At 65.8% G+C, this 22,583-nt stretch carries 21 protein-coding genes; 13 read left to right on the top strand and 8 right to left on the bottom strand.

Going from position 1 to position 22,583, the window contains the following annotated elements; genetic code table 11:
• Window positions 1-6: 6 nt before the first annotated feature.
• The 3 genes from cysS (at window position 7) to PSAL_RS05660 (ending at window position 4,068) form a co-directional block, all read left to right on the top strand.
• Entirely contained in the window at window positions 7-1,440 is a 1,434-nt protein-coding gene (gene cysS, locus PSAL_RS05670) for a cysteine--tRNA ligase (protein ID WP_119840747.1), read from the top strand.
• Window positions 1,441-1,573: 133 nt separating this feature from the next.
• Window positions 1,574-3,211 carry a citramalate synthase gene (gene cimA / locus PSAL_RS05665; protein ID WP_119840746.1) on the top strand — a complete coding sequence of 546 codons (1,638 nt, stop codon included), beginning with the start codon at window positions 1,574-1,576 and terminating at the stop codon, window positions 3,209-3,211.
• 47 nt (window positions 3,212-3,258) lie between these two features.
• Window positions 3,259-4,068 carry a squalene/phytoene synthase family protein gene (locus tag PSAL_RS05660; RefSeq protein WP_231388626.1) on the top strand — a complete coding sequence of 270 codons (810 nt, stop codon included), beginning with the start codon at window positions 3,259-3,261 and terminating at the stop codon, window positions 4,066-4,068.
• Between the two features lie 88 nt (window positions 4,069-4,156).
• Here PSAL_RS05660 and PSAL_RS05655 read toward each other — a convergent pair whose 3' ends face one another.
• The 3 genes from PSAL_RS05655 to cobA form a co-directional block, all read right to left on the bottom strand.
• Window positions 4,157-5,389 carry an MFS transporter gene (locus tag PSAL_RS05655; protein ID WP_119840813.1) on the bottom strand — a complete coding sequence of 411 codons (1,233 nt, stop codon included), beginning with the start codon at window positions 5,387-5,389 and terminating at the stop codon, window positions 4,157-4,159.
• A gap of 138 nt (window positions 5,390-5,527) precedes the next feature.
• Window positions 5,528-6,811, bottom strand: a complete 1,284-nt coding sequence (locus PSAL_RS05650) for a cobyrinate a,c-diamide synthase (protein WP_119840745.1) — start codon at window positions 6,809-6,811, stop codon at window positions 5,528-5,530.
• Complete coding sequence (gene cobA / locus PSAL_RS05645; protein ID WP_119840744.1) at window positions 6,808-7,656, bottom strand: uroporphyrinogen-III C-methyltransferase; 849 nt, start codon at window positions 7,654-7,656, stop codon at window positions 6,808-6,810. The genes PSAL_RS05650 and cobA overlap by 4 nt, the downstream gene beginning before the upstream one ends.
• Window positions 7,657-7,759: 103 nt before the next feature.
• Between cobA and PSAL_RS05640 the strand changes: the two genes are divergently transcribed.
• The 4 genes from PSAL_RS05640 to PSAL_RS05625 are packed head-to-tail and all read left to right on the top strand — an operon-like array spanning window position 7,760 to window position 10,840.
• On the top strand, window positions 7,760-8,830 hold the full coding sequence (locus tag PSAL_RS05640; RefSeq protein WP_196941906.1) for a cobalt-precorrin-5B (C(1))-methyltransferase: 1,071 nt from the start codon (window positions 7,760-7,762) through the stop codon (window positions 8,828-8,830).
• A complete protein-coding gene (locus tag PSAL_RS05635; RefSeq protein WP_119840600.1) occupies window positions 8,827-9,555 on the top strand; it encodes a cobalt-precorrin-6A reductase in 729 nt (242 codons plus the stop codon). The genes PSAL_RS05640 and PSAL_RS05635 overlap by 4 nt, the downstream gene beginning before the upstream one ends.
• Window positions 9,537-10,178, top strand: coding sequence for a DNA-3-methyladenine glycosylase family protein (locus PSAL_RS05630; RefSeq protein ID WP_119840601.1), 642 nt, complete (start codon window positions 9,537-9,539; stop codon window positions 10,176-10,178). Before PSAL_RS05635 ends, PSAL_RS05630 begins: the two co-directional genes overlap by 19 nt.
• Window positions 10,175-10,840: an alpha/beta hydrolase gene (locus PSAL_RS05625; protein ID WP_119840602.1), complete on the top strand. Its 666-nt coding sequence runs from the start codon at window positions 10,175-10,177 to the stop codon at window positions 10,838-10,840. The genes PSAL_RS05630 and PSAL_RS05625 overlap by 4 nt, the downstream gene beginning before the upstream one ends.
• Before the next feature lie 39 nt (window positions 10,841-10,879).
• On the opposite strand, the gene PSAL_RS05620 is transcribed toward PSAL_RS05625, so the two are convergent.
• Window positions 10,880-11,308 (bottom strand): VOC family protein, encoded by a 429-nt coding sequence (locus PSAL_RS05620; protein WP_119840603.1) that lies wholly within the window; start codon window positions 11,306-11,308, stop codon window positions 10,880-10,882.
• Window positions 11,309-11,576: 268 nt separating this feature from the next.
• Here PSAL_RS05620 and PSAL_RS05615 point away from each other — a divergent pair, with 268 nt between their 5' ends.
• Entirely contained in the window at window positions 11,577-12,161 is a 585-nt protein-coding gene (locus PSAL_RS05615; protein ID WP_119840604.1) for an HNH endonuclease, read from the top strand.
• 116 nt (window positions 12,162-12,277) lie between these two features.
• Here the strand turns inward: PSAL_RS05615 and PSAL_RS05610 are convergent, their stop codons facing one another.
• The 4 genes from PSAL_RS05610 to bcp form a co-directional block, all read right to left on the bottom strand.
• Window positions 12,278-12,790 carry a bactofilin family protein gene (locus tag PSAL_RS05610; protein WP_119840605.1) on the bottom strand — a complete coding sequence of 171 codons (513 nt, stop codon included), beginning with the start codon at window positions 12,788-12,790 and terminating at the stop codon, window positions 12,278-12,280.
• Complete coding sequence (locus PSAL_RS05605) at window positions 12,780-14,105, bottom strand: M23 family metallopeptidase (RefSeq protein ID WP_119840606.1); 1,326 nt, start codon at window positions 14,103-14,105, stop codon at window positions 12,780-12,782. The genes PSAL_RS05610 and PSAL_RS05605 overlap by 11 nt, the downstream gene beginning before the upstream one ends.
• 276 nt (window positions 14,106-14,381) lie before the next feature.
• Window positions 14,382-15,209, bottom strand: coding sequence for a ferritin-like domain-containing protein (locus PSAL_RS05600; protein WP_119840607.1), 828 nt, complete (start codon window positions 15,207-15,209; stop codon window positions 14,382-14,384).
• Between the two features lie 43 nt (window positions 15,210-15,252).
• Window positions 15,253-15,714 (bottom strand): thioredoxin-dependent thiol peroxidase, encoded by a 462-nt coding sequence (gene bcp / locus PSAL_RS05595; RefSeq protein ID WP_119840608.1) that lies wholly within the window; start codon window positions 15,712-15,714, stop codon window positions 15,253-15,255.
• Between the two features lie 198 nt (window positions 15,715-15,912).
• On the opposite strand from bcp, the gene PSAL_RS19410 reads away from it, so the two are divergent.
• The 5 genes from PSAL_RS19410 to PSAL_RS05575 all read left to right on the top strand — a co-directional run bounded on the left by PSAL_RS19410 (window position 15,913) and on the right by PSAL_RS05575 (window position 22,443).
• Window positions 15,913-18,855 (top strand): hypothetical protein, encoded by a 2,943-nt coding sequence (locus PSAL_RS19410; protein ID WP_456239196.1) that lies wholly within the window; start codon window positions 15,913-15,915, stop codon window positions 18,853-18,855.
• Window positions 18,809-19,303, top strand: a complete 495-nt coding sequence (locus PSAL_RS19405; protein WP_456239195.1) for a hypothetical protein — start codon at window positions 18,809-18,811, stop codon at window positions 19,301-19,303. The genes PSAL_RS19410 and PSAL_RS19405 overlap by 47 nt, the downstream gene beginning before the upstream one ends.
• 73 nt (window positions 19,304-19,376) lie before the next feature.
• Complete coding sequence (queA, locus tag PSAL_RS05585) at window positions 19,377-20,432, top strand: tRNA preQ1(34) S-adenosylmethionine ribosyltransferase-isomerase QueA (RefSeq protein ID WP_119839594.1); 1,056 nt, start codon at window positions 19,377-19,379, stop codon at window positions 20,430-20,432.
• 62 nt (window positions 20,433-20,494) lie between these two features.
• Window positions 20,495-21,760 (top strand): MFS transporter, encoded by a 1,266-nt coding sequence (locus PSAL_RS05580; protein ID WP_119839593.1) that lies wholly within the window; start codon window positions 20,495-20,497, stop codon window positions 21,758-21,760.
• Window positions 21,761-21,864: 104 nt separating this feature from the next.
• Window positions 21,865-22,443, top strand: a complete 579-nt coding sequence (locus tag PSAL_RS05575) for a DUF924 family protein (protein WP_119839592.1) — start codon at window positions 21,865-21,867, stop codon at window positions 22,441-22,443.
• Window positions 22,444-22,583 lie beyond the last annotated feature (140 nt).

Below are 22,583 nucleotides of genomic sequence, written 5' to 3'. Positions count from 1 at the left end.
AAAGACATGGTCGAGATCAAGCTGCACAATTCCCGCACCCGTAAGAGGGACCCCTTCACTCCGATCGATCCCGACAACGTGCGGATGTATGTCTGTGGGCCCACCGTCTACGACCGCGCCCACCTTGGCAATGCGCGCCCCGTGGTGGTCTTCGACGTGCTGAACCGGCTGCTGCGGCATGTCTACGGCGCGGAGCATGTCACCTACGTGCGCAACTTCACCGACGTCGACGACAAGATCAACGCCAAGGCAGAACAGACGGGCCGTGATATCCGCGACATCACCGACGAGACGATCGGCTGGTTTCACGAGGACATGGATGCCCTCGGCGCCCTGCGCCCTTCGATCAAGGGCAAGGTGGGTCCGGAAGCGGAGCCCCGCGCGACCGAGTTCATCCCCCAGATGGTTGCCATGATCGAAGGCCTGATTGCCTCCGGCAACGCATACGAGGCCGAGGGTCATGTGCTGTTCGCCGTCGACAGCTACGCCGATTACGGCAAGCTTTCGGGCCGTTCCATCGACGACATGATCGCCGGTGCGCGGGTCGAGGTCGCGCCCTACAAGCGCAACCCGATGGATTTCGTCCTCTGGAAGCCGTCGGCCGATGACCTGCCCGGCTGGGACAGCCCCTGGGGCCGGGGGCGTCCGGGCTGGCACATCGAATGCTCGGCCATGGCCGACGCGCTTCTGGGCGAGACCTTCGACATCCACGGCGGCGGCATCGACCTGCAATTCCCCCACCACGAGAACGAGATCGCCCAAAGCTGCTGCGCGCATCCCGATGGCGGTTTCGCGCGCTACTGGCTGCACAACGAGATGCTGCAGGTCGAGGGCAAGAAGATGTCCAAGTCGCTGGGGAATTTTTTCACTGTTCGCGATCTGTTGGAGCAGGGCGTGCCGGGCGAGGTGATCCGCATGGTCTTCCTCGGCACGCATTACGGCAAGCCGATGGACTGGACGGAGAAGAAGCGGGCGGAGGCGGAGGCCACTTTGCGCAAGTGGCGCGGGCTAGTCGCAGACGTCGACGCGGGCGAGGTTCATGATCAAATTTTGAAAACGCTTGCGAACGACCTGAATACAGCAGGCGCATTGGCCGAACTGCATAAGATGGCTAAACTCGGTGATTATGCGGGGCTCAAAGCGGCGGCCAATCTGATGGGTCTGCTGAGCGATGACCTAGGAGATTGGGAGTGGCAAACGATCGAAAAAGATCAGGGTGCCATTCAATTTGTTGGGCGCGGCGACGAAAAGCATGGGGCTTTGGCTCGCAGTATTGCCGAACAGTGGGGTCGACTGCGCGAAGCAAAGGATTGGGACACCGCAGACAGCCTAAAGCACAAGGCGGCAGCGGCGGGATTGGAGCTCAGAGCTCTGAAAGGCGCGCTGCAGGCTGAGGCGCTGGACGGATTCGATGAGGCCAAGCTCGAGGGCCTGCTGTGATGTCTCGTGTAGAAATAATGGGCAGCGCCCTCCTGGGGGGAGGTCGGGGGCTGTCCGGGCCGCTCCGCGACCCGTCCGGGACTATCTGCCTGCGCCGCAAGGAACACCAAGACACCAACCCAAGAGGCCAGCGATGACCGCGCGTCTTTACCTCTACGACACCACCCTGCGCGACGGGCAGCAGACCCAGGGCGTCCAGTTCTCGACCCCCGAAAAGATCCGTATCGCCGGCATGCTCGACCGCCTCGGCATGGATTACATCGAAGGCGGCTGGCCCGGGGCCAACCCCACCGACAGCGCCTTTTTCGACGCAGCTCCGGCCACCCGCGCCACGCTCACGGCCTTCGGCATGACCAAGCGGGCCGGGGTTTCCGCCGAAAACGACGATGTGCTGGCCGCCGTCACCAATGCGGGCACGCCCGCCGTCTGCCTTGTCGGCAAGACCCATGATTTCCACGTCACAACGGCGCTCGGGATCTCTCTGGACGATAACGTCGACAACATCTCGCGCTCGGTCGCGCATCTGGTGGCGCAGGGCCGCGAAGCCCTGTTCGACGCCGAGCATTTCTTTGACGGCTGGAAGGCCAACCGCGCCTATGCCCTGTCATGCCTTCAGGCGGCCCTGACCGCCGGGGCGCGCTGGATCGTGCTCTGCGACACCAACGGCGGCACCCTGCCGGTCGAGATCCACGATATCGTGGCCGAGGTCATTTCCGCCGGCATTCCTGGCGACAGGCTCGGCATCCATACCCATAACGACACCGCGAACGCGGTCGCCGGATCGCTGGCGGCCGTCGATGCCGGGGCGCGCCAGATCCAGGGCACGCTGAACGGCCTCGGGGAGCGCTGCGGCAATGCCAACCTCGTCACCCTGTTGCCGATCCTGCTGCTGAAGGAACCCTATGCCTCGGCCTATGAGACCGGCGTCGCGAAAGAGGCGCTGAAGGGGCTGGTCACCGTCTCGCGTCAGCTGGACGACATCCTGAACCGCGTGCCGACCAAGCAGGCGCCCTTTGTCGGCGCCTCGGCCTTTGCCCACAAGGCGGGGCTGCATGCCTCGGCGATCCTGAAGGACCCGACGACCTATGAACATGTCGACCCCTCGCTGGTCGGCAATGAACGGGTCATCCCGATGTCCAACCAGGCCGGCCAGTCCAACCTGCGCCGCCGCCTTGCGGACGCGGGCCTGGAAGTGGAAAAGGGCGATCCGGCCCTGTCGGCGATCCTGAACGAGGTCAAGCGCCGCGAGGATCAGGGCTATACCTACGACAGCGCCCAGGCCAGTTTCGAACTGCTCGCCCGTCGGGCCCTCGGCCAGATGCCCCGCTTTTTCGAGGTCGAGCGCTACCGCGTCACCGTCGAGCGCCGCAAGGATGAAACCGGCACCGTGCGCTCCTATTCCGAAGCGGTGGTGGTGGTCGATGTGGATGGGGAAAAGCGTCTTTCGGTCGCTGAAAGCCTGGAAACATCCGAACAGGACAGCGGCCCGGTCGATGCGCTGTCCCGCGCGCTGGCCAAGGATCTGGGCAAGTACCAGGACCTGATCGCCGAGGTCCGGCTGGTCGACTTCAAGGTCCGCATCACCCATGGCGGCACCGGCGCGGTCACGCGTGTCATCATCGACAGCGAAGACGGGCAGGGGCAGCGCTGGTCGACGGTCGGTGTCTCCGCCAACATAATCGACGCCTCTTTCGAGGCGCTGCTGGATGCGCTCTCCTGGAAACTGCTGCACGCCCATGCCGCGCTGCTGGATGCGCCCGCCGCCGACTGACCAACCACGCGAGGCCTCACCTCAGGCCGAACCCGAAGGATAGCCCCTTGGCCGAAACGCCCCTCCCTGACTGGACCGAAGACCTGACGGCCTGCGCCGGCATCGTCGAACGGGCCGATCCCGACCGGTTCCGTCAGGCCATGGCCGCGCCGCTTGCGGTGCGTCATGCACTCTTTCCGCTCTATGCGTTCAACATAGAGGTCGCGCGCGCCCCCTGGGTCACCCAGGAACCGATGATCGCGGAAATGCGCCTGCAATGGTGGCGCGACGCGCTGGATGAAATCGCCCGCGAAGGCCGCGATGGCACTGCCATCCGCCGGCATGAGGTCGTCACCCCCCTGGCGCTCAGCCTTCCGACCCATGCGACCCCCTGGCTCGATGCGCTGATCGATGCGCGCCGCTGGGACATCTGGAAGGAACCCTTTGCCGATGAGGCCCATTTCCGCGCCTATCTCGACGCGACCTCGGGCCACCTGCTGCGGGCCGGGGCGCTGATGCTGGGCGATCCGCTGGAAGAAAGCCTCGCTTCGGATGCGGGCTTTGCGATCGGCCTCGCCAATTGGTTCGCCGCCATCCCCGAACTCGAAGCCTCCGGGCGTCAGCCGTTGCCCGATGGCCGCCCCGAAACCGTGGCCAACCTCGCGCGTGAAGGGCTTGAGGCCATCACCCGTGCCCGCACCCGCCGAACGCAGATTGCGTCAACCCAGGCGGCCCTGTTCTTCGGCCTGCCCGAATCCGCGACCCTGCTCACCCGCGCCGCGCGAAATCCCGCAGCGGTGAAATCCGGCACCCTCGCGCCAACCCCCCTGCGCGCGCGCTTCGACCTCACCCGGGCAGCCCTCCTCGGCCGCTGGTAAACCCTCAAGGTTTCCCTGTTACAAATATCCCGGGGAAGGCCGCGCCCGCGCGGCCTGGGGCAGAGCCCCTCTGCCAGCTTCAACCGGCTCAGCCAGCGGTGTCTTCGCCGTCCCGTGGCCGCAGCACCAGCCAGATCAACGCGCCCCCCGCCAGTGCCAGCAGCGGCGCCATGGCCAGGTTCACGGCCGACCATCCAGCCTGCGGCGTGCCGCCCGAACAATTCATCAACCCGCCCGAGGCCAGCGAGGCCAGGGTCACGCCGCCAAAGACGATCAGGTCGTTCAGACCCTGCATCCGGCCTCGTTCCTCGGGACGGTGCGCGCCGGCCAGCATGGTCGTGGCCCCGATGAAGCCGAAGTTCCACCCGATCCCCAGCAGCACCAGCGCGCCAAAGAAATTGCCCAGCTCGACTCCCTGCAAGCCGACCAGCCCGGCCCCGGCAAGGATCGCCAGGCCAATGCCCATGATCCGTTCGACCCCGAACCGGGCGATCAGATGGCCGGTGAAGAAGCTCGGGATATACATCGCCAGAACATGGCTGGTCACCACGTCCGCCGCCGTCCCGGCGGTATAGCCGCAGCCCACCACCGCCAGCGGGGTCGAGGTCATCACCAGGTTCATCAGCATGTAGCTGACCGTGGCGCAGATCACCGCCACGGCGATGCGCGGCGTTTTGATCAGCTCGCGCCGGCTGCGCCCCTTCGGAGCATCCTTTTCCGGGCGCGGCGGGCGTGGAATATCAAGGAAGGCAAACAGGAAGGCCCCGCCAAGGTTCAGCGCCACCATGGTCACGTAAGCGCCAAGGAAGGGCACCACCATGGCTTCGGCCGTGACCTTGATCAACTGTGGCCCGATGACCGCGGCGGCCAGACCGCCGGCCATGACCAGCGAAATCGCCTTGGGCCGGAAGGCATCGGATGCGGTATCGGTCGCGGCGAAGCGGTAGAACCCCTGGGCGGACATATAGACCCCGGTCAGCATCGAGCCCGCCAGGAACAGGCCAAAGCTCGCCTGATACAGCCCATAGGCCGCGGTCACGGTGCCAAGCGCGCCGAACATCGTGCCGGTGACAAACCCCGTCCGGCGGCCGAACCGCTGCATCAGCGCCGACATCGGTGTTGCCGCCAGCATCGAGCCGAGCACGATCAGCGAGATCGGCAGGGTCGCGAGGCAGGGATTGGGCGCAAGGCTCTGCCCCGCCAGACCCGCGATGGTGAACATCATCGGCATTTGCGCGCCCAGGATCGCCTGGGCAAGCACTAACACCACCACGTTGCGGCGGGCGCGGGAATCGTCGGGGATCTGGCTGGTCTCTGTCATGGCGATCTCCGTAAGCGCGCCCGGCCAAACCGGCAAGAGCGCGAAAACGCACATCCGGGCACTCGGCCCGCGCTTTGCCCGGTTTCAGGGGCGACATCCTTGGGCACAGGACCAGTTGTTGGGATCGGACGGCTTGGATCAGATCGGCGCTATCAGATGGGCGAAGCTGCCGCAGACCCGTCCTGCACGCAGACCCATGGCAGACAGGGCGCCGCCTTCGGAGTCCCGGGCGGCAAACAGCGGTTCCCCTTTCGCGCTAAGAGTGGTCGCATAGTGAAACTCATGCCCGCGCCAGCGGCCGGCGAAAGGTCCCTTTGCCGCGTCGAGGCTGCGATAGCCCAGGTGCAGGCGACGGCTGGCAAAGCTGGTTTCGAGCCGCAGCAGACCGGCCATGGCGTGGCGCGTGCCATGTGCGTCGACCAGCCCATCCCCCAGCGTCATGTAACCACCACATTCCCCATAAATATCAGTATTTTCCGACGCACACCTAAGGCTTTCCAGAAAGCGGTGGTTGGCAGCCAGGCGACCGGCGTGCAGTTCCGGATAGCCACCGGGCAGATAAATCAGCTCGGCCTCCGGCACCGGATCATCGGCCAGGGGCGAAAACATCTGCACCTCGGCCCCGGCCAGCCGCCAATCCCCCAGCAGATGCGGATAGGCAAAGGCAAATGCGGCATCCTGCGCCACGGCGATCCGTTGTGCGGGCGGCGGCGGGCAGCTCTCAGGCCCGGCCCGGGGCAGAGGCGTCGCGAGATCAAGCAGCGCGGCACTGTCGAACGCTTCCGTGATGCCGTCGGTCAGGGCATCGGCAGCGCGCTCCAGAAAGTCCCCAAGCCCCGGGGTCTCGCCCGCCTGGACAAGGCCCAGATGGCGTTCGGGCAGGCCAAGGTCGGCGCGGCGCGGCAGGCAGCCCAGCACCGGCAGGCCAAGCGGGGCGAGGGCGCGGCGCAGCATCCCTTCGTGGCGGGGCGAGCCGACGCGGTTCAGGATCACCCCGGCCAGGCGCACCTGCGGGTCAAAACCTGCAAAACCCGCGACCAGCGGCGCGATGCTTTGCGCCATTTTCGCGCAATCGACCACCAGGACGACCGGAAGGCCCAGTCCCCGCGCCAGATCCGCCACCGCGCCGCGGCCCTCGGGGGGGGCGCCGTCGAACAGGCCCATGGCACCTTCGATCACCAGCAGATCCGCCGTGCCGCGATGCGCCAGGGTCAGCAGCCTGTCCGGCGTCATCGCCCAGGCATCAAGGTTCAGGCTCGGTGCGCCGCAGGCGGCCTCGTGAAACCGGGGGTCGATGTAATCGGGTCCGGACTTTGCACCGCGCAGCGCGATCCCCTGACGGCTGAGCAGGCGCAACAGCGCCAGGGTCACCGTCGTCTTGCCCGCACCGGATCCGGGCGCGGCAAGGATCAGCCCTTTCACGAGATTTCGGCCGGGCGCCCCCGCCCGAGCGGGTCGAGATCACGCGGCGCCATGCCCTGCGCCAGCGCCTGCCAGTCGAGCACCTGACGCATCAGCACCGACCGCCCGATGCAAAGGATCGCCGGCGGTGCCAGATCCGAGGCCGCGATATCGTCGGCCATCCGCCCCAGCGTGGTTTCCAGCACCTGTTGCGCGGCCGTGGTCGCATTGGTGACAACGGCGGCGGGTTCATCGGGGGATCGCCCCGCTTCGATCAGGTTGTCGGCGATGCGGCGGGCGTGTTTCATGCCCATGTAGATGACCAGAACCTGGGCGCCTTCGGCAATGGCGCGCCAGTTCAGCGATCCGGGGGCCTCTCCGGTCTGGTCATGGCCGGTAACGAAGGTGACCGACTGGTTCACGTCGCGGTGGGTCACGGGGATGCCCGCATAGGCCAGCCCGCCGATCCCGGCGCTGATGCCGGGCAGGATGCGGAAGGGCACGCCATGCTGGATCAGGGTCTGCGCCTCTTCTCCGCCGCGCCCGAAGACGAAGGGGTCGCCGCCTTTCAGCCGCAGCACCCGCTTGCCGGCCCGCGCCAGGTCCACCAGCTGCAACGAGATGTCGCGCTGCTTTGCCGAAGGCTTGCCACCGCGCTTGCCCGCGTAAAGATGCTCGGCCCCCGGCGCCCAGTCGAGGATCTCCTTCGCAACCAGCGCGTCATAGATCACCACGTCGGCCTGGCGCAGGGCGTTCAGCCCATGCAGGGTCATCAGGCCGGGATCGCCGGGACCGGCACCGCACAGCCAGACCCATCCGGGCAGCATCTCGGGCCAATTGCCCGCAGGAAGGTTCGAGTCGTTCATCGCCGCAATATGCCCGCTTGCCCCGCCGGGGCGCAACAGGTTGAAGTGGCTTCGGGAACCGGCGCCGGGGCGGCAGGGCATTCAGAAGGACCGAGGCAGGCAGATGAGCCGAGAGGGGACAGGATCAAGCAATTCCAGGGGCCGGGGCGCGGACCCGACCCTGCGGCGTGGCTGGACAACCGGGGCCTGTGCAACGGCGGCGCTGAAGACGGCCCTGCTGGCGCTATGGTCCGGGACCCGGCCGGACAGCGTCGGCCTGCGCCTGCCGCGTGGTGAGACACCTGTTTTCACCATCGAGGATCTTGTTGTCGGTGACGATTGGGCGGAGGCCGCGATCATCAAGGACGCGGGCGATGACCCGGACGTGACCCATGGCGCCCTGGTCCGCTGCCGCGTCGCACCGGGCGGGCAGGGCATCCGTTTTGTCGCCGGGCCGGGTGTCGGCACCGTGACCCGCCCCGGCCTGCCGCTGCCCGTCGGCGCGGCGGCCATCAACCCGGTCCCGCGCCAGATGATGGAGGAGGTCCTGCGCGATATGGCCGCCCTGCACGGGCGGGACCTCGACGCGGAAATCACCGTCTCCGTTCGGGACGGAGAGGCGCTTGCCGCGCAGACCTGGAACCCGAGACTGGGCATTCTCGGCGGTCTGTCTATCCTCGGGACCACGGGGGTGGTGCGGCCGTTTTCCTGTTCGGCCTGGATCGCCTCGATCCACCGCGGGGTGGATGTGGCGCGGGCCGGGGGCAGCGCCATGTGGCGGGGCGACGGGGCGACCTCTGAAAGGGTCGTGCAAGAGCTGTACGATCTGCCCGACCACGCCATGCTGGACATGGGGGATTTCGCCGGTGGGTTGCTGAAATACCTTTCGGCCCATCCGGTCGAGCATGTGACCATTGCCGGTGGAATCGGCAAGCTGACCAAGCTTGGCCAGGGCGCGGGCGATCTGCATTCCGGGCGCAGCCAGGTCGATTTCGCGACCCTTGCCGACGTCTTCGGGCGACCAGAGATCGCGGAAATGCAGACCGCGCTGGCGGTGCTGGACCACCTTGGCCCGGTCTTTGGCGATCACGTAGCCGGCGCCGCCCTCGCTGAAGCGCGCCGCCGTCTGCCTGCCGGTCAAGGCGTCGACGTAGTGGTCATCGACCGCGCCGGGCAGATCGTGGGGCGGGCATGACGGTGCTGGTCCTTGGTGGCACGGGCGAAGCGCGTCAGATCGCGGGCAAGCTCGCTCGGGCGGGCAGGCCCGCCGTCGTCTCGCTTGCCGGGGCGCTGCGGCGCCCCGCGCCCCAGCCGCTGCCGTTGCGCATCGGGGGCTTTGGCGGCGAAGGAGGCTTTCGAAGCTATCTCGAACAGGCGGGTATCTCGGCTGTGCTGGACGCGACGCATCCCTTTGCCGCCCGGATCTCGGCGCGCAGCGCGCGGGTCTGTGCAGATCTCGGCCTGCCCCATGCCCTGCTGAACCGCCCGGGCTGGCAGGCGGAACCGGGGGATCGCTGGACCACGGTCGCCGGGGCGCAAGAGGGCAGCGGACATATTCCAACCGGCGCGCGGGTCTTTCTGGCGACCGGGCGCAGCACCCTGGCGGATTTCGCCTCCCTTGCGCCGGGGCGGCAGCTTTTCCTGCGCGTGGTCGATCCGCCGCAGGAGCCGTTTCCCTACGAGGGCGCCTATCTTGTCGGTCGCCCGCCCTTCGACCTGACGCAGGAAGAAGCCTTGCTGCGCGACCGCAGGATCGACTGGCTGGTTGCCAAGAACGCCGGGGGGGCCGGTGGGCGGCCGAAGCTACTGGCGGCGCGCAACCTTGGCCTGCCGGTTCTGATGCTGGCCCGCCCGCCATTGCCGGCCTGCCGGGTTCTTTCCACTGTAGAGGAGGCGGAGGCATGGCTTCGGACCCTATAGGCCGCATCCTGACGGATGAGGCCGTTCTGGCCGAGGGCATGACCTGGCTGGCCGCGCGCGACGCAGGCATGGCCCGGATCGCCGCGACCCTGCCGCCGCCGCCCCTGCGCCGCCGCGCCGAAGGCTTTGCCACGCTGTTGCAGGCGATCACCGGCCAGCAGGTCTCGACCGCTTCGGCGGCGGCGATCTGGGGGCGGGTGGAACAGGCAGGGCTGACCACGCCACAAGCGGTCATGACGGCGGGCGAAGAGGGGCTGCGCGCCATCGGCTTCAGCCGTCCCAAGATCCGCTATGCCCTGGCGCTGGCCGAAGCGGAGATGGATTTCCCCGCCCTTGCCGCGCTGCCCGACGATAGCGTCCTTGCCCGCCTGACCGCGCTGCCCGGCATCGGGCGTTGGACGGCCGAGATCTATGCCACCACCGCGCTTGGTCGCGCCGATATCCTGCCCGCCGGCGATCTGGCCTTGCAGGAGGCCACGCGCCTCCTTTACGGCTTGCAGGACCGCCCTGCCGAAGCCGCCCTGCGCGCCCGAGGCACCGCCTGGTCGCCCTGGCGCGGCGTCGCGGCCCGGATGCTCTGGGCCTGGTATGGGGCCGAAAAACGAAGGGAAGCGATGCTGTGACACGTGTTCTGAACGCCGAGAAAAGAAACCCGGTTTCCGGTTCGACCCGCTCTGTTGTGGTCTTTCTGCATGGCTATGGGGCCAATGGTGCCGACCTGCTGAGCCTGGCGGACCCGCTTGGCGAACACCTGCCCGACACGATGTTCGTAGCCCCCGATGCGCCCGAAAGCGTCGAAGGCGCGCCCATGGGCTATCAGTGGTTCCCGATCCCCTGGATCGACGGATCGTCTCAGGAGGAGGCCGAACGCGGCCTGCTGTCGGCTGCCCAGGATCTGGATGCCTTCCTTGATGCGCTGATGGTGGACGAAGACCTGCTGCCCGAACAGGTGGCGCTTCTGGGCTTTTCCCAGGGCACCATGATGGCGCTGCATGTGGCCCCGCGCCGCGAAGACCCGGTGTCGGGAATCGTCGGATTCTCGGGCCGCCTGATGCGCCCCGATCTGCTTGTCGACGAGGTTGAAAGCCGAATGCCGATCCTGCTGATACATGGGGACGAGGACGACGTGGTGCCGCCGCAATCCCTGCCTGAAGCCGCCGAAGCCCTGCAAGAGGCCGGGTTCAAGGAAATCTTCGCCCATGTCATGAAGGGCACCGCCCATGGCATCGCGCCCGATGGGCTGTCCGTGGCGCTGGCCTTCCTGCGCGACAAATGCGGATTTTGATCGCCTGCTGACAGGTTCGGGCCGCGCAACCGGCGCGGCCTAGCTTTCGGCGAACCACAGACGGGGTTCGGCAAATTCCACAGAATTACCGGCCGGGTCGCGAAAATAGACCGACCGCGCGCCGTTGGGCCAATGAAAATCGGCCTCGATCGGAATGTTGCTGAGGGTCAGGATGTCAATCCAGGCTTGGATTTCGGTTGCGGAGGCGGCAAGGCACAGGTGGCCCGGCCCCGTCGCGCCATGGGGCGGGACCGGCATATCCGGGTTGCCGCCGGGCTCTGCGGTGCGTTCGGGGTTGAAGATCAGCAGCACGGTCTGGCCGACCCGAAAGAACACATGCCGGTCCGCGACCCGGGTAAGTTTTTCAAGGCCAAGGATGGTTCCGTAGAACGCCTCGGCCGCGTCGAGGTCTTCGGCGTAAAGCGCGGCTTCCAGCACGCCGGCGGGGGCAGGGTGATGCAGTTTCATGGGGCAAAGAATAGCACATGCAGGCGCGCTGTCATCCGTCCCGGCGCGCACCCCACCGTTGGGCGGCACACCGCGCGGATCCGGCCTGTGTATAACCTCTGCGATTGTCATTTGGGCGTTACGCTTGGCGCGTAGGCCTTTGCCAGGTGAACTATAGATCATGGGGCTTGCCTGAAGGGCAACGCGATATATAGTCAAAGCATTGCCGGGGCGGGGTTCCCCGCCTTGGTGCCCGACAGGGCAGACGAGGCGGAAACGGAGTCGCAGAATGGACGGAGATTTCAGAACCGAATTCGTGAGGGAGCCCGCCGCGCTGAAGCAGCATCCGGCGCTGGTCCTGAACGCGGATTACCGGCCGCTTTCCTATTATCCCCTCAGCCTCTGGCCCTGGCAGGAGGCGGTAAAGGCGGCCTGGCTCAACCGGGTCGATATCGTGGCCGAATACGACCATTTTGTCCGAAGCCCGTCGATGCAGATACGCATCCCTTCGGTGGTGGTCCTGAAAGATTATGTGAAACCTCAGAAGCGCGTGGCATTCACGCGCTTCAATCTTTTTCTGCGGGACGAATTCTGCTGCCAGTATTGCGGGGCCAGGGGGGATCTGACCTTTGACCACGTGGTGCCGCGGGCCAGCGGTGGGATCACCAGCTGGGAAAATGTCGTGGCGGCCTGTTCGCCCTGCAACCTGCGCAAGGGATCGAAGTCGCTGCGCCGGGCGGGGATGCACCTGCGCAAACCGCCGCGCCCCCCCGCGGCCGAGGAATTGCGCAACATGGGCCGGCGTTTTCCGCCCAATCACCTGCACGACAGCTGGGTAGATTTCCTGTATTGGGACGCCGAACTGGAAGCCTGATCCATTCTGTCAGGTCGGGCGACCTTGGGGCCCGATGCTTGAACTCCAGACATGAAAAAACCCCGCCTGTCGGCGGGGTTTTGCATTCTCCTGCCCATTGCTGGGGAGAGGCGGCCTCAGGCCTTTTTCTCGAAGCTCGCGCTGGTGACCGGCGCGGTGGTCTTGGGGCCGGAGGAGAGCGGATCATCCTGGCGCTGTACGGAGCCTTCGAAATGCGCACCGCTTTCGATGGCGATGGTCTTGTGAATGATGTCGCCTTCGACGCGTGCGGTCGAGGTCAGGCGCACCTTCAGGCCACGCACACGACCAACGATGCGGCCGTTGATGACCACGTCGTCGGCGGTGACTTCGCCGCGCACGGTGGCGCCTTCGCCGATGGTCAGCAGATGGGCGCGGATGTCGCCTTCGATGGTGCCTTCGACCTGGATGTCGCCGGTGGTCTTGAGGTTGCCCGAGATGTGCAGATCCGAGGACAGAACCGAGGCCGGCGGCTTGGCCTTCGGCGGCGTCGCCGGTTTCATGTCCTTGGAGGCAGATGCCGGGGCCGCAGGTTTCGGCGCGGCGCTGTCGGCGCTCGGGCTCTCGGAAGTTTTCGAACCGGGTTCGTTGATCTTGCTCTTAGAAAACATCTTGTGCAGCCTTGATATATGTCATCGGATTAACGGGATTACCGTTCACGCGCACCTCGTAATGCACATGCGGTCCAGTCACACGTCCGGATGCTCCCATATCACCGATACGTTCCCCGCGCGAGACCTTTTGTCCCACGCGAACCCCGACCCGGGACATGTGCGCATAGCGGGTTTCAATGCCGAAGGCGTGCTGGATCTTGACGAGACGACCGTAACCCGTTGACCATCCGGCGAAAATAACGGTGCCATCCGCGGTGGAATACAGCGGTGTGCCGACCGGGGCGGCGAGGTCGACGCCCATGTGGCTGCGGATACCGCCCGTTTTGGGATCACGCCGCCGACCGTAGCCGGAGGTGAAGCGGAACGAGGCCTGCACCGGAATGGCAAAAGGCGCCTTGTCGGCGGCGATCCGGTAAAGGTTCAATTCGTCCAGCTCGCCGAGGATGGCATTGGCGCGGTCGGCATCCGGGTTCGGCATTTCGCCCATTGTCGAGAAGGAGATCGGCGTCAGCGGTCCGCCCTGGCCGGAATAGCCGGACCGGACCTGGTCCAGAAGGCTGTTGGGGTTCATGCCGGCAGCGCGGAACATCTTGTCCAGCGGCTCGACCGAGATTTCCATGGCGTCTTCCAGCTGGCGGAAGATCGCGTCGTTCTGATCCTCCATCAGGGCGATGCGCTGTGCCATTTCGTCGGCCTGGAGCAGCGCGTCCTGGGCATTCGACTCGACCTGGTCGCGCTCGGCGGCCGTATCGGCAAGCGCAGCGCTGAGGAAGTTGACGGTGTCTTCCGCCGCGGCGGGCAGGGCCGTCACCGGCGCATCGGCAGCCGGTGCCTCGAGCGCGGCCAGATTGGTGCGGGCCTCGTCGCGTTCGCGGATCGTTCGGCGCAGCGTGACCTGAATCACGTCGATGCCGGTCTCGAGTTCGCGGCGCCGGGTATCGGATTGCAGCAATTCGGTCTGCATGTCGGAAACCCGTACCAGCGCGGCGTTGAAGCGGTCCTGGGCGGCCAGCGCCTCTTCGGCGCGCAGGTCGCGTTCGGCGGCCATGGCGTTCAGGCTTTCCTGATAGGTTTCCTGATCGCGCAGCGCCTGGCTGCGGTAGTTTCCGGCCCCGATTGTGTCCATCAGCAGGATAGCGGTGGCAATGATCGTCCAGGCGACCAGAGCGGCACTGCCAGCGAAGGCCACCAGTTGCGTGGCCGGTCGCAGACGAATGAACCGCGTGTCCGTGTCTGATCTCAGAAAGAGCCGGCGTTCCGGAAAATGCCGCTCAAGCATCGCGTGTACGCGAATTGCCAATCTTGTTCTCACAGGGGTCTGTCCCTCAGTCGTCCCAATCCCAGGCGCCCTGATACATCAGGTCCCCACCTCGGGCGCCTATGGTCTGTTAGCCGCCACCCCAGCACCGGGCAACAGTTTTGCAGGGACCGCTGGCCCGGGCAGGCGGATTCGTGCGTTTTTGGCAGGATTTCGCCGAATTCTCGCGTTGCCGGGGTCGATTTTGCGCACATGTTCGCAGAGAGGGCTTGCGGCCCGGTTAATCCGGTCCGGGCCATCCTCGGCTCTCCCTGTGGTCGTCCGGCAGTCCTAGGGCGCGTCTTCTTCCAGCCTTTCGGTCAGGGGCCAGTAGAAATCCGGCGGAATGCCCGCTTCGGCGCGCTTTTCCTCGTTGAAGGGCGGTTTCAGCACCCCGTGGAAGTACTGTCGGACGAGGTCATGGAACAAGGGCTTGGGGTCGCGCCCCTCGCGGCCGCACAGGAAGTGGAACCATTTCGATCCATAGGCCACATGGCCGACTTCTTCACCGTAGATGACCTCGAGCGCGGCGATGGCCTGGGGAACATCGGCCTTGCGGAAGATCTCGATCATGCCGGGGGTGACGTCAAGGCCCCGCGCCTCCAGCACCATGGGTACCACGGCCAGACGCCCGAAAAGGTCATCGACGGTGTCTTCGGCCGCGCGCCACATGCCCGCATGGGCGGGAAGCGCGCCGTAGTGGCTGCCGAGTGCTTCAAGACAATCGCACATCAAGTTGAAATGCTTGGATTCTTCATCCGCCGCCTGCACCCAGTCATCGTGAAAACCGAGCGGCATCGGCACATGGCCAAACCGTGCGATCAGGTCCCAGTGCAGGTCGACCGCGTTCAGTTCGATGTGGGCGACTGCATGCAGCAACGCGATGCGCCCCTCGGGGGTGCCGGGGCGGCGGCGCGGCACTTCGCGGGGGTTGCGCAGCTCTGGCTGGTCGGGGCGCGCGGGACGCAGCGGCGGGCTGGCCTCTCCGATCGGGATCGGCGCGCCCGCCTCGCGGGATGCGCGCCAGCTTGCGGCATGGCGATGCGACAGCGCGGTCTTTTCCCGCCCGTCCGCCGTGGTCAGGACCTCGACGGCCATCTGGGTCAGGGTCTGCGTCATGGGGTCTTCCTGTCTGTTCGTTTCGCGCCCTTGTGGGGGCGGGTCACAGGGCGCGCAAGGCCTCCAGGACCTGCCGGGCATGGTCTGCGACCTTGACCTTGGTCCAGGCGGCGGCGATCCGGCCTTCGCCATCGACGATGAAGGTCGCGCGCTGAATGCCGAGGAAAGTCTTGCCGTACATCGACTTTTCCTTCCATACGCCCCAGGATTCGCAAGTGTCGCCGTCTTCATCCGACAGCAGGTCGACGGTCAGTTCATGCTTGTCACGGAACTTGCCGTGCTTGGCGATACTGTCCTTGGAAATCCCGAGGACAGACGCACCGGCGGCTTTAAAGTCATCCGACAAGGCGCTGAAATCCTTGTTTTCCGTGGTGCAGCCCGGCGTATCGTCGCGCGGGTAGAAAAAGACCACGACGGGTGCCGGGCGCAAATCCGACAGGGTGACGGTCCCGCCGGAGGTCGCGGGAAGCGTGAAATCAGGTGCCGTATCGCCGATGCTGAGCATGGGGATGCCTTTCGATGGATGAAACTTCGCTTCCATATTAAGCCGAGCGGGACGAGAATAAAGCCATGGCGGCAAGAGGTTCGGGAATTTCTGGCGTGCTGGACGCGCGCGGCTTGCCTGGGGCGACGGCAGATGGGATGGCCGGCAGGGCAAGGTGCCGGGGGTGGCACACAGAAGACGAAGGGTGGGAACCAGCAGATGACCAAGGTGCTGCGGCCGGAGGATCCCGGTCGCGACCAGCCAGGGCAGACCGGCGGCGCTGCGCCGACCAATGTCGTGCCGCTGCGGCCGGACGACCCCGTGCCCGTACCGGACATCAGCCGGCGGCGTCACCTTTGGCGCTGCGTGGTCATCCTGCTGGCGGTGGTGATCTCGATCCTCCTTAGCGCCTCGATCCTGCTGACCGCCATCGTCGTGCGCCAGGAACGGCTTGCCGCGCCGGACTGGCTGCGCGCCCGGATCGAGGAACGGCTGGAAACGCAGTTCCCCGGCTTGCAGGTGCGCTTCGATGATCTTGGCCTGGTCTTTGCCGAGGGCGGCCGCATGCGCATCCGTCTTGAAAACGTCGATCTGGCGATGAGCAACGGCAGCACCAACCTGTCTGTTGCCGAGATCTCGGGGGATCTGGCCGCAGCGCCGTTGCTTCGGGGCCGTATCCAGCCGGAGTCCCTGTCGGTCTCGGGGCTGCAATTCCTGCTGCGTCGCGGCGCCGATGGCCGGTTCAACATCTTTTCCACGGCGGGCGAGCCCTCGGCCAACACGGCCGCCGCAGCGGGGCGTGACCTGCAGGCCGCGGTCGATGAATTCAAGACCCTTCTGTCGCTCGACAACCTGTCGCGGTTGACGGAAATCCACGGTGACGGGCTGAGCGTCGCCTATGAGGATTTGCGCGCGGGGCGCAGCTGGTCCGTGGATGGCGGGTTGATCAACCTGGCACGCAGCGGCGAAGGGGTGTCCATCGTCGGGGATTTCACGCTTCTGGGCGGTCATGCCTATGCCACGGTGATCCGCACCACCTATGAGACCCGGCTTGGTGACAGTCTGGGGCAATTCTCGCTGTCGATTCAGGACATGGCGGCGGCGGATCTGGCCAGCCAATCCCCGGCTCTGGCCTGGCTGGGGGTGCTGGATGCGCCGATCTCGGGGGCCTTGCGGATGCCGCTGGATGGCGGTGGTCCGGCGGGCCCGGTCAATGCGACGCTGCAGATCGGGCAGGGCGTGCTGCAACCGACCCCGGATGTGGAGCCGCTGCCGTTCTCCCTGGCGCGAACCTATTTCACCTTTGACCCGGAGTCCGAGACGCTGCGGTTCTCTGAGCTGTCGGTGGACAGTGAGCGGCTGAAGGCGATGGCCGACGGGGCGCTGCGCCTGGTCTCGACCGGCGACGGGGGGCCGCAGCTTGTCGGTCAGCTGAACCTCAGCCGGGTCTCGCTTGGACCGGGTGCGCTTGGGGCCGGGGCGCCGGATCTGGGCGGGCTCAACCTGACGGGTGGCCAGCTGGATCTGAAGCTGCAGGTCGATCCCTTCCGGCTCGACCTTGGCTCGGCCCGGGTCAGCGCCGGGGATCTGACACTGGCGGCGCGCGGTCACATGCTGGCCGATGCCGCGGGCTGGTCGATGTCGATGGACGGGCATGTGGACGAGATCGGCAACCGGGCCCTGCTGGCGCATTGGCCCGAAGGCGTCGCGGCGGGCGCACGCACCTGGGTGGCCGAGAACGTCGAAGAGGCGCGGTTGCACGATATCCAGCTTGGCCTGAAGGCCGAAGGCGGGGCGACCCCGGACCTTTACCTGGGTTTTGAGTTCGACAACCTTTCCACCCGCATCCTGAAAGGGCTGCCAGTGGCGACTGGGGTCAGCGGCCAGGCATCGCTGTTGCGCAACCGCTTTGCGATCCAGGCCGAAACCGGCCAGCTTGCCGCGCCCGGTCGCGGGGCTGTGGACATGGCCGGCAGCGCCTTCATCATCCCGGATGTCCGTATCAAGCAAGGCCCCGCCGAGGCCCGCCTGCAGGCCCGCACTGCCATTCCCGACGCCCTTGCCCTGCTGGACCAGCCGCGGTTCGAATTGCTGACCAAGGCGGGTCAGCCGGTCGACCTGGCCGATGGTCGGGCCGAAGTCACTGCCGATCTGGCCTTTCCCCTGCGCAAGGGAAAGCTGGAGCCGGGTGAATTGAAACTGAAACTGGATGGCGTGCTGACCAGGGTGCAAAGCGATGTGCTGGCCAAGGGGCACCGGCTGACGGCCGACCGCCTGACCCTGACGGGCACGGAAGAGGCGCTGACGATTTCGGGCAATGCCGCGCTGGACGGTGTGGCGCTGACCGGACAGTGGCACAGCAACCTTGGACCTGCCTCGGCAGAAGGATCGCAGGTCACGGCGCAGATCAGGCTCGATCGCAATTTCGTCGAGACCTTCAAGCTTGGCCTGCCACCCGAGGCGATCACCGGAAGCGGCACGGCTGACCTGTCGATCAAGCTGGTCAAGGGGGTGCCGCCCCGGCTGCGCCTGACCTCGGATCTGACGGGACTGGGCCTGCGGATCGACGCGCTGAACTGGACGCTGCCACGCGCGTCGACCGGTCAGCTTGAAATCACCGGCAGCCTGGCCGAACCGGCGCATTTCGATCTGCTGAGGCTGGAAGCGCCGGGTTTCAGCGCCGTCGGATCGGTCAGCATGAAGCCTGACGGCAGTCTCGATACGCTGAACCCGGACCGGGTGCGGGTGGGCAGCTGGCTTGATGCGCCGGTGGTCCTGCGGGGCGCGGGGCGGGGAACCCGCCGGGGGTGGAACTGCTGGGGGCATGGTCGATCTGCGCAACCTGCCGAAGGGCAACGCCAACAGCGAGTCCGGCCCCGTCACCCTGGCGCTGGACCGTTTCACAATCGGCGAAAAGCTGTGGTTGCAGGACATGCGCGGCAGCTTCGAGGGCGGCAAGGTCCGGCAGGGCAGCTTTTCTGGCCGCATCAATGGCGGCGCGACGGTGTCGGGCCGGGTGACGCCATCGCCTCAGGGGCCGGCGATCCAGATCACCTCGGCGGATGCCGGGGCGGCGGTGAAATCGGTCGGGATCCTGCCCAGTGCCAGCGGTGGCGTGTTGCAGATCGACCTGCAACCCACAGGCGCAGCGGGCACCTATGACGGGCGGTTGGCGATTTCAGACATCTCGGTTTACCAGGCCCCGGTCATGGCCGAAATCCTGTCCGGTCTCAGCATCGTCGGCATGCTTGAACAAATGGCGGGCGAAGGCATCAAGTTCGCCGAGGTGGATGCCGATTTTCGTCTTGACCCGGAACAGCTTGTGCTGCGATCTTCAAGTGCTGTCGGGGCCTCCATGGGGCTATCTCTGGGCGGATATTATGCGCTCTCTTCGCAGCAGTTGAACATGCAGGGGGTGTTTTCGCCGCTTTACATCATCAATGCCGTGGGCCAGATCCTGACCCGCAAGGGCGAAGGGCTGTTCGGCATGACCTTTACCGTCAAGGGCACAACCGCGGCACCAAGCGTGTCGGTCAACCCGCTGACCCTGCTGGCCCCCGGACCGCTGCGCGAGATCTTCCGCAGCCGTCCGCCGCAGGCCGGGCAATGAGTCGCCGGAGCCCGCCTGTGGTCCCTGCGCGGCCCATTGCGTCAGCCTGCACTCAGGTATAGGCGCTGCCGCCATGCATCTTTCAGATTTCGATTTCGCCCTGCCCGAAGACCTGATCGCCACCCGGCCAGCCCGGCCGCGATCCTCGGCGCGGCTGTTGGTCGCGCAGGGTGACAGCATCACCGATGCGGTGGTGCGCGACCTTGGCGATTACCTGCGCCCCGGCGATCGTCTGGTGCTGAACGACACCAAGGTGATCCCCGCGCGGCTGAGCGGCCTGCGTCACCGCAGTTCCGAACAGGGTGAAACCGCAGCGCGCATAGAGGTCACGCTGTTGGAGCCGCGCGCCGATGGCACCTGGTCGGCGCTGTTGAAGCCGCTGAAAAAGATCCGCGACGGCGAAAGGGTGATCTTTTCCGACCGCTTGTCGGCGGTGCTGGAAAGCCGCGAATCCGGGCAGGGCCTGTTGCGCTTCGATCAGACCGGGGCAGATTTCGACGCGGCCCTGGCCGAGGCCGGGGCGATGCCGCTGCCGCCCTATATTGCCGCCCTGCGCGCGCCGGATGCCCAGGACAAGGACGACTATCAGACGGTCTGGGCGCGCAACAGCGGCGCCGTGGCCGCGCCGACCGCGTCGCTGCATTTCGACGAGGCGCTTCTGGCCCGGCTCGACACCATGGGCGTGACCCGAACCCATGTGACCCTTCATGTGGGCGCCGGTACCTTTCTGCCGGTGAAGGTCGAGGACGTGACCACCCACCGCATGCATGCCGAATGGGGCGAGGTCACTGAAACCGCCGCTGCGGAAATCGCGGCCACCCGCGCTGCCGGGGGGCGGGTGATCCCGGTCGGCACCACGGCGCTGCGGCTGATCGAAAGTGCGGCGCGTGACAGCGGGGCCATTGCGCCCTGGCGCGGGGAAACGGATATCTTCATCTATCCGGGTTTCGAATTCCGCGTGACCGATGCGCTGATGACCAATTTCCACCTGCCGAAAAGCACGCTGATGATGCTGGTTTCGGCGCTGGTGGGGCAGGATCGCGTCCGGCAGATCTATGCCCATGCGATCAAGGGAAAATACAGATTCTTCTCCTACGGTGATGCCTCTCTGTTGATCCCCGATGCCTGACGTGGAAGTCAGGGGCAGGTGACTCGCGCCAGCCCGGCGTCAATCCAAAAGGAGTTTTCCAGATGATTCAGGTTCTCGGAACCTCCTGGGCGCTCTTGCTCGGCCTTCTTCTTTTGATGCTTGGCAACGGCTTGCAGGGCACACTGCTTGGTGTGCGCGGCGAGATCGAGGGCTTTTCCACCTTCCACATGTCGATTGTCATGTCGGCTTATTTCGCCGGTTTCCTCGGCGGGTCGCGCCTTGCCCCCGAGATGATCCGCCGGGTCGGCCACGTGCGGGTCTTCGCCGCCCTGGGGTCCTTTATCTCGGCCGTGCTGATCCTCTATCCGGCCTATGCCAACCCCTGGGCCTGGACCGTGGAGCGGATGTTGATCGGCTTCTGTTTCTCGGGCGTCTACGTGACGGCGGAAAGCTGGCTGAACAACGCCGCCACGAACGAGACCCGCGGTCAGAGCCTGTCGCTTTACATGCTGGTGCAGGTGCTGGGGATCATGGCCGCGCAGGGCATCCTGCTGCTGGGGGATCCGGCTGGGTTCATCCTGTTCATCGTGCCATCGGTTCTGGTTTCGATTTCCTTCGCACCCATCCTTCTGTCGATTTCCCCGACCCCGGCCTTTGAAAGCACCAAGCCGATGTCCCTGGTGGAACTATACAAGACCTCTCCGCTGAGCCTGGTGGGGGTCTTTCTGGTCGGCGGGTCCTTTTCGGCGCAATTCGGCATGGCAGCGGTCTTTGGCGCCCAGGCCGGGCTGAGCCTGCCACAGATCTCGCTGTTCATTTCGACGTTCTATATCGGGGCGTTGCTGGCGCTTTACCCGCTTGGCTGGCTGTCGGATCGGGTGGACCGGCGGCTTTTGATCGCCTGCGAGGCGATCGTCGGCGGGGTTGGCGCGATCATCGGTTTCGTCTTCGGGGACAGCTATATCGCCATGCTGGTGGCGGCGGCGATCATCGGGGCGATGACCAATCCGCTTTACTCGTTGCTGCTGGCTTATCTGAACGACTACCTGGAAACCGACCAGATGGCGGCGGGCAGCGCGGGCATGATGTTCGTCAACGGGCTGGGCGCCATCGGCGGCCCGGTGCTGACCGGCTATGTCATGACCCTTGTCGGGCCGGGCGGTTTCTTCTTGTTCATCGCTGCGCTGCTGGTGGCGACCTCGGTCTATGGCGCCTATCGCATGCTGCGCCGTCCCGGTTCCGCACCGGACGAGACGGGGGCCTATGCACCGGTCATGATGTCCTCGACCTCTGTCGCGGTGGAAGCGGCGCAGGAATGGGCACAGGAGGCCGCGGACGAAGCCGCCGCCGAAGAAAGCGGGAGCTGAGCCGCCTGTTAACGCCAAAGGTAAGAGATTCCCCCATTTCAATTGCGTAGTTCCTTTGCAATGCTGTCACATAAGCGCAATGGTCAACACGAGAGGAGACCGCCATGATTGCCCCCGATGAGCTGCTGAAGTTCTGGCTGGATGACGTGGGACCCTCCGGCTGGTATCAGCCGTCAGAAGATCTGGACCAGCAGATCCGCGACAGGTTCGGCGCGGCCTGGGAAAATGCCTGCGCCGGCGCCTATGGGCTTTGGCTGACTTACCCCAGTGGTGCGCTTGCCTATATCATCCTGATGGATCAGCTGCCGCGCAACATGTTCCGCGGCAAGGGCAAGGCTTTTGACAGCGACCGCGTGGCGCTGGCGGCGGCGAAGGTCGCAATCAGCAACGGCTGGGATCTGCGCATCGACGAACCGGCGCGTCAGTTCTTCTACCTGCCGATGATGCATTCCGAGAACCTCTGCGATCAGGACCGTTGTGTCCGTCTTCTGGTGGAACGGATGCCGGAAACCGGGGCGCCCAACCTGCTGCATGCCCGCGCGCATCGTGAAGTGATCCGCATGTTCGGCCGCTTTCCCTATCGCAACGATGCGCTTGAACGCCGGGGCACTTCGGCCGAGATGGATTATCTGAACGCCGGCGCCTATGCCCGGACTGTTTCCGAGATCAGGGCCGAAGCCTGACGGCAGGATCCCGGCCAATTCGAAACCGGTCGTCCCTTGGACGGCCGGTTTTCCCGTTTCCGGCCCCATCATCCCGCGCCTTGCGCCAGCAACCGGCCGCTGATGGGGCGAAAAACTTTCGCGCTTGGCGGCTGACATTC

Origin of the sequence: Pseudooceanicola algae (assembly GCF_003590145.2) — a bacterium.
Taxonomy (GTDB): Bacteria; Pseudomonadota; Alphaproteobacteria; order Rhodobacterales; family Rhodobacteraceae; genus Pseudooceanicola; species Pseudooceanicola algae.
This window is presented reverse-complemented; position numbering and strand designations above follow the sequence as displayed.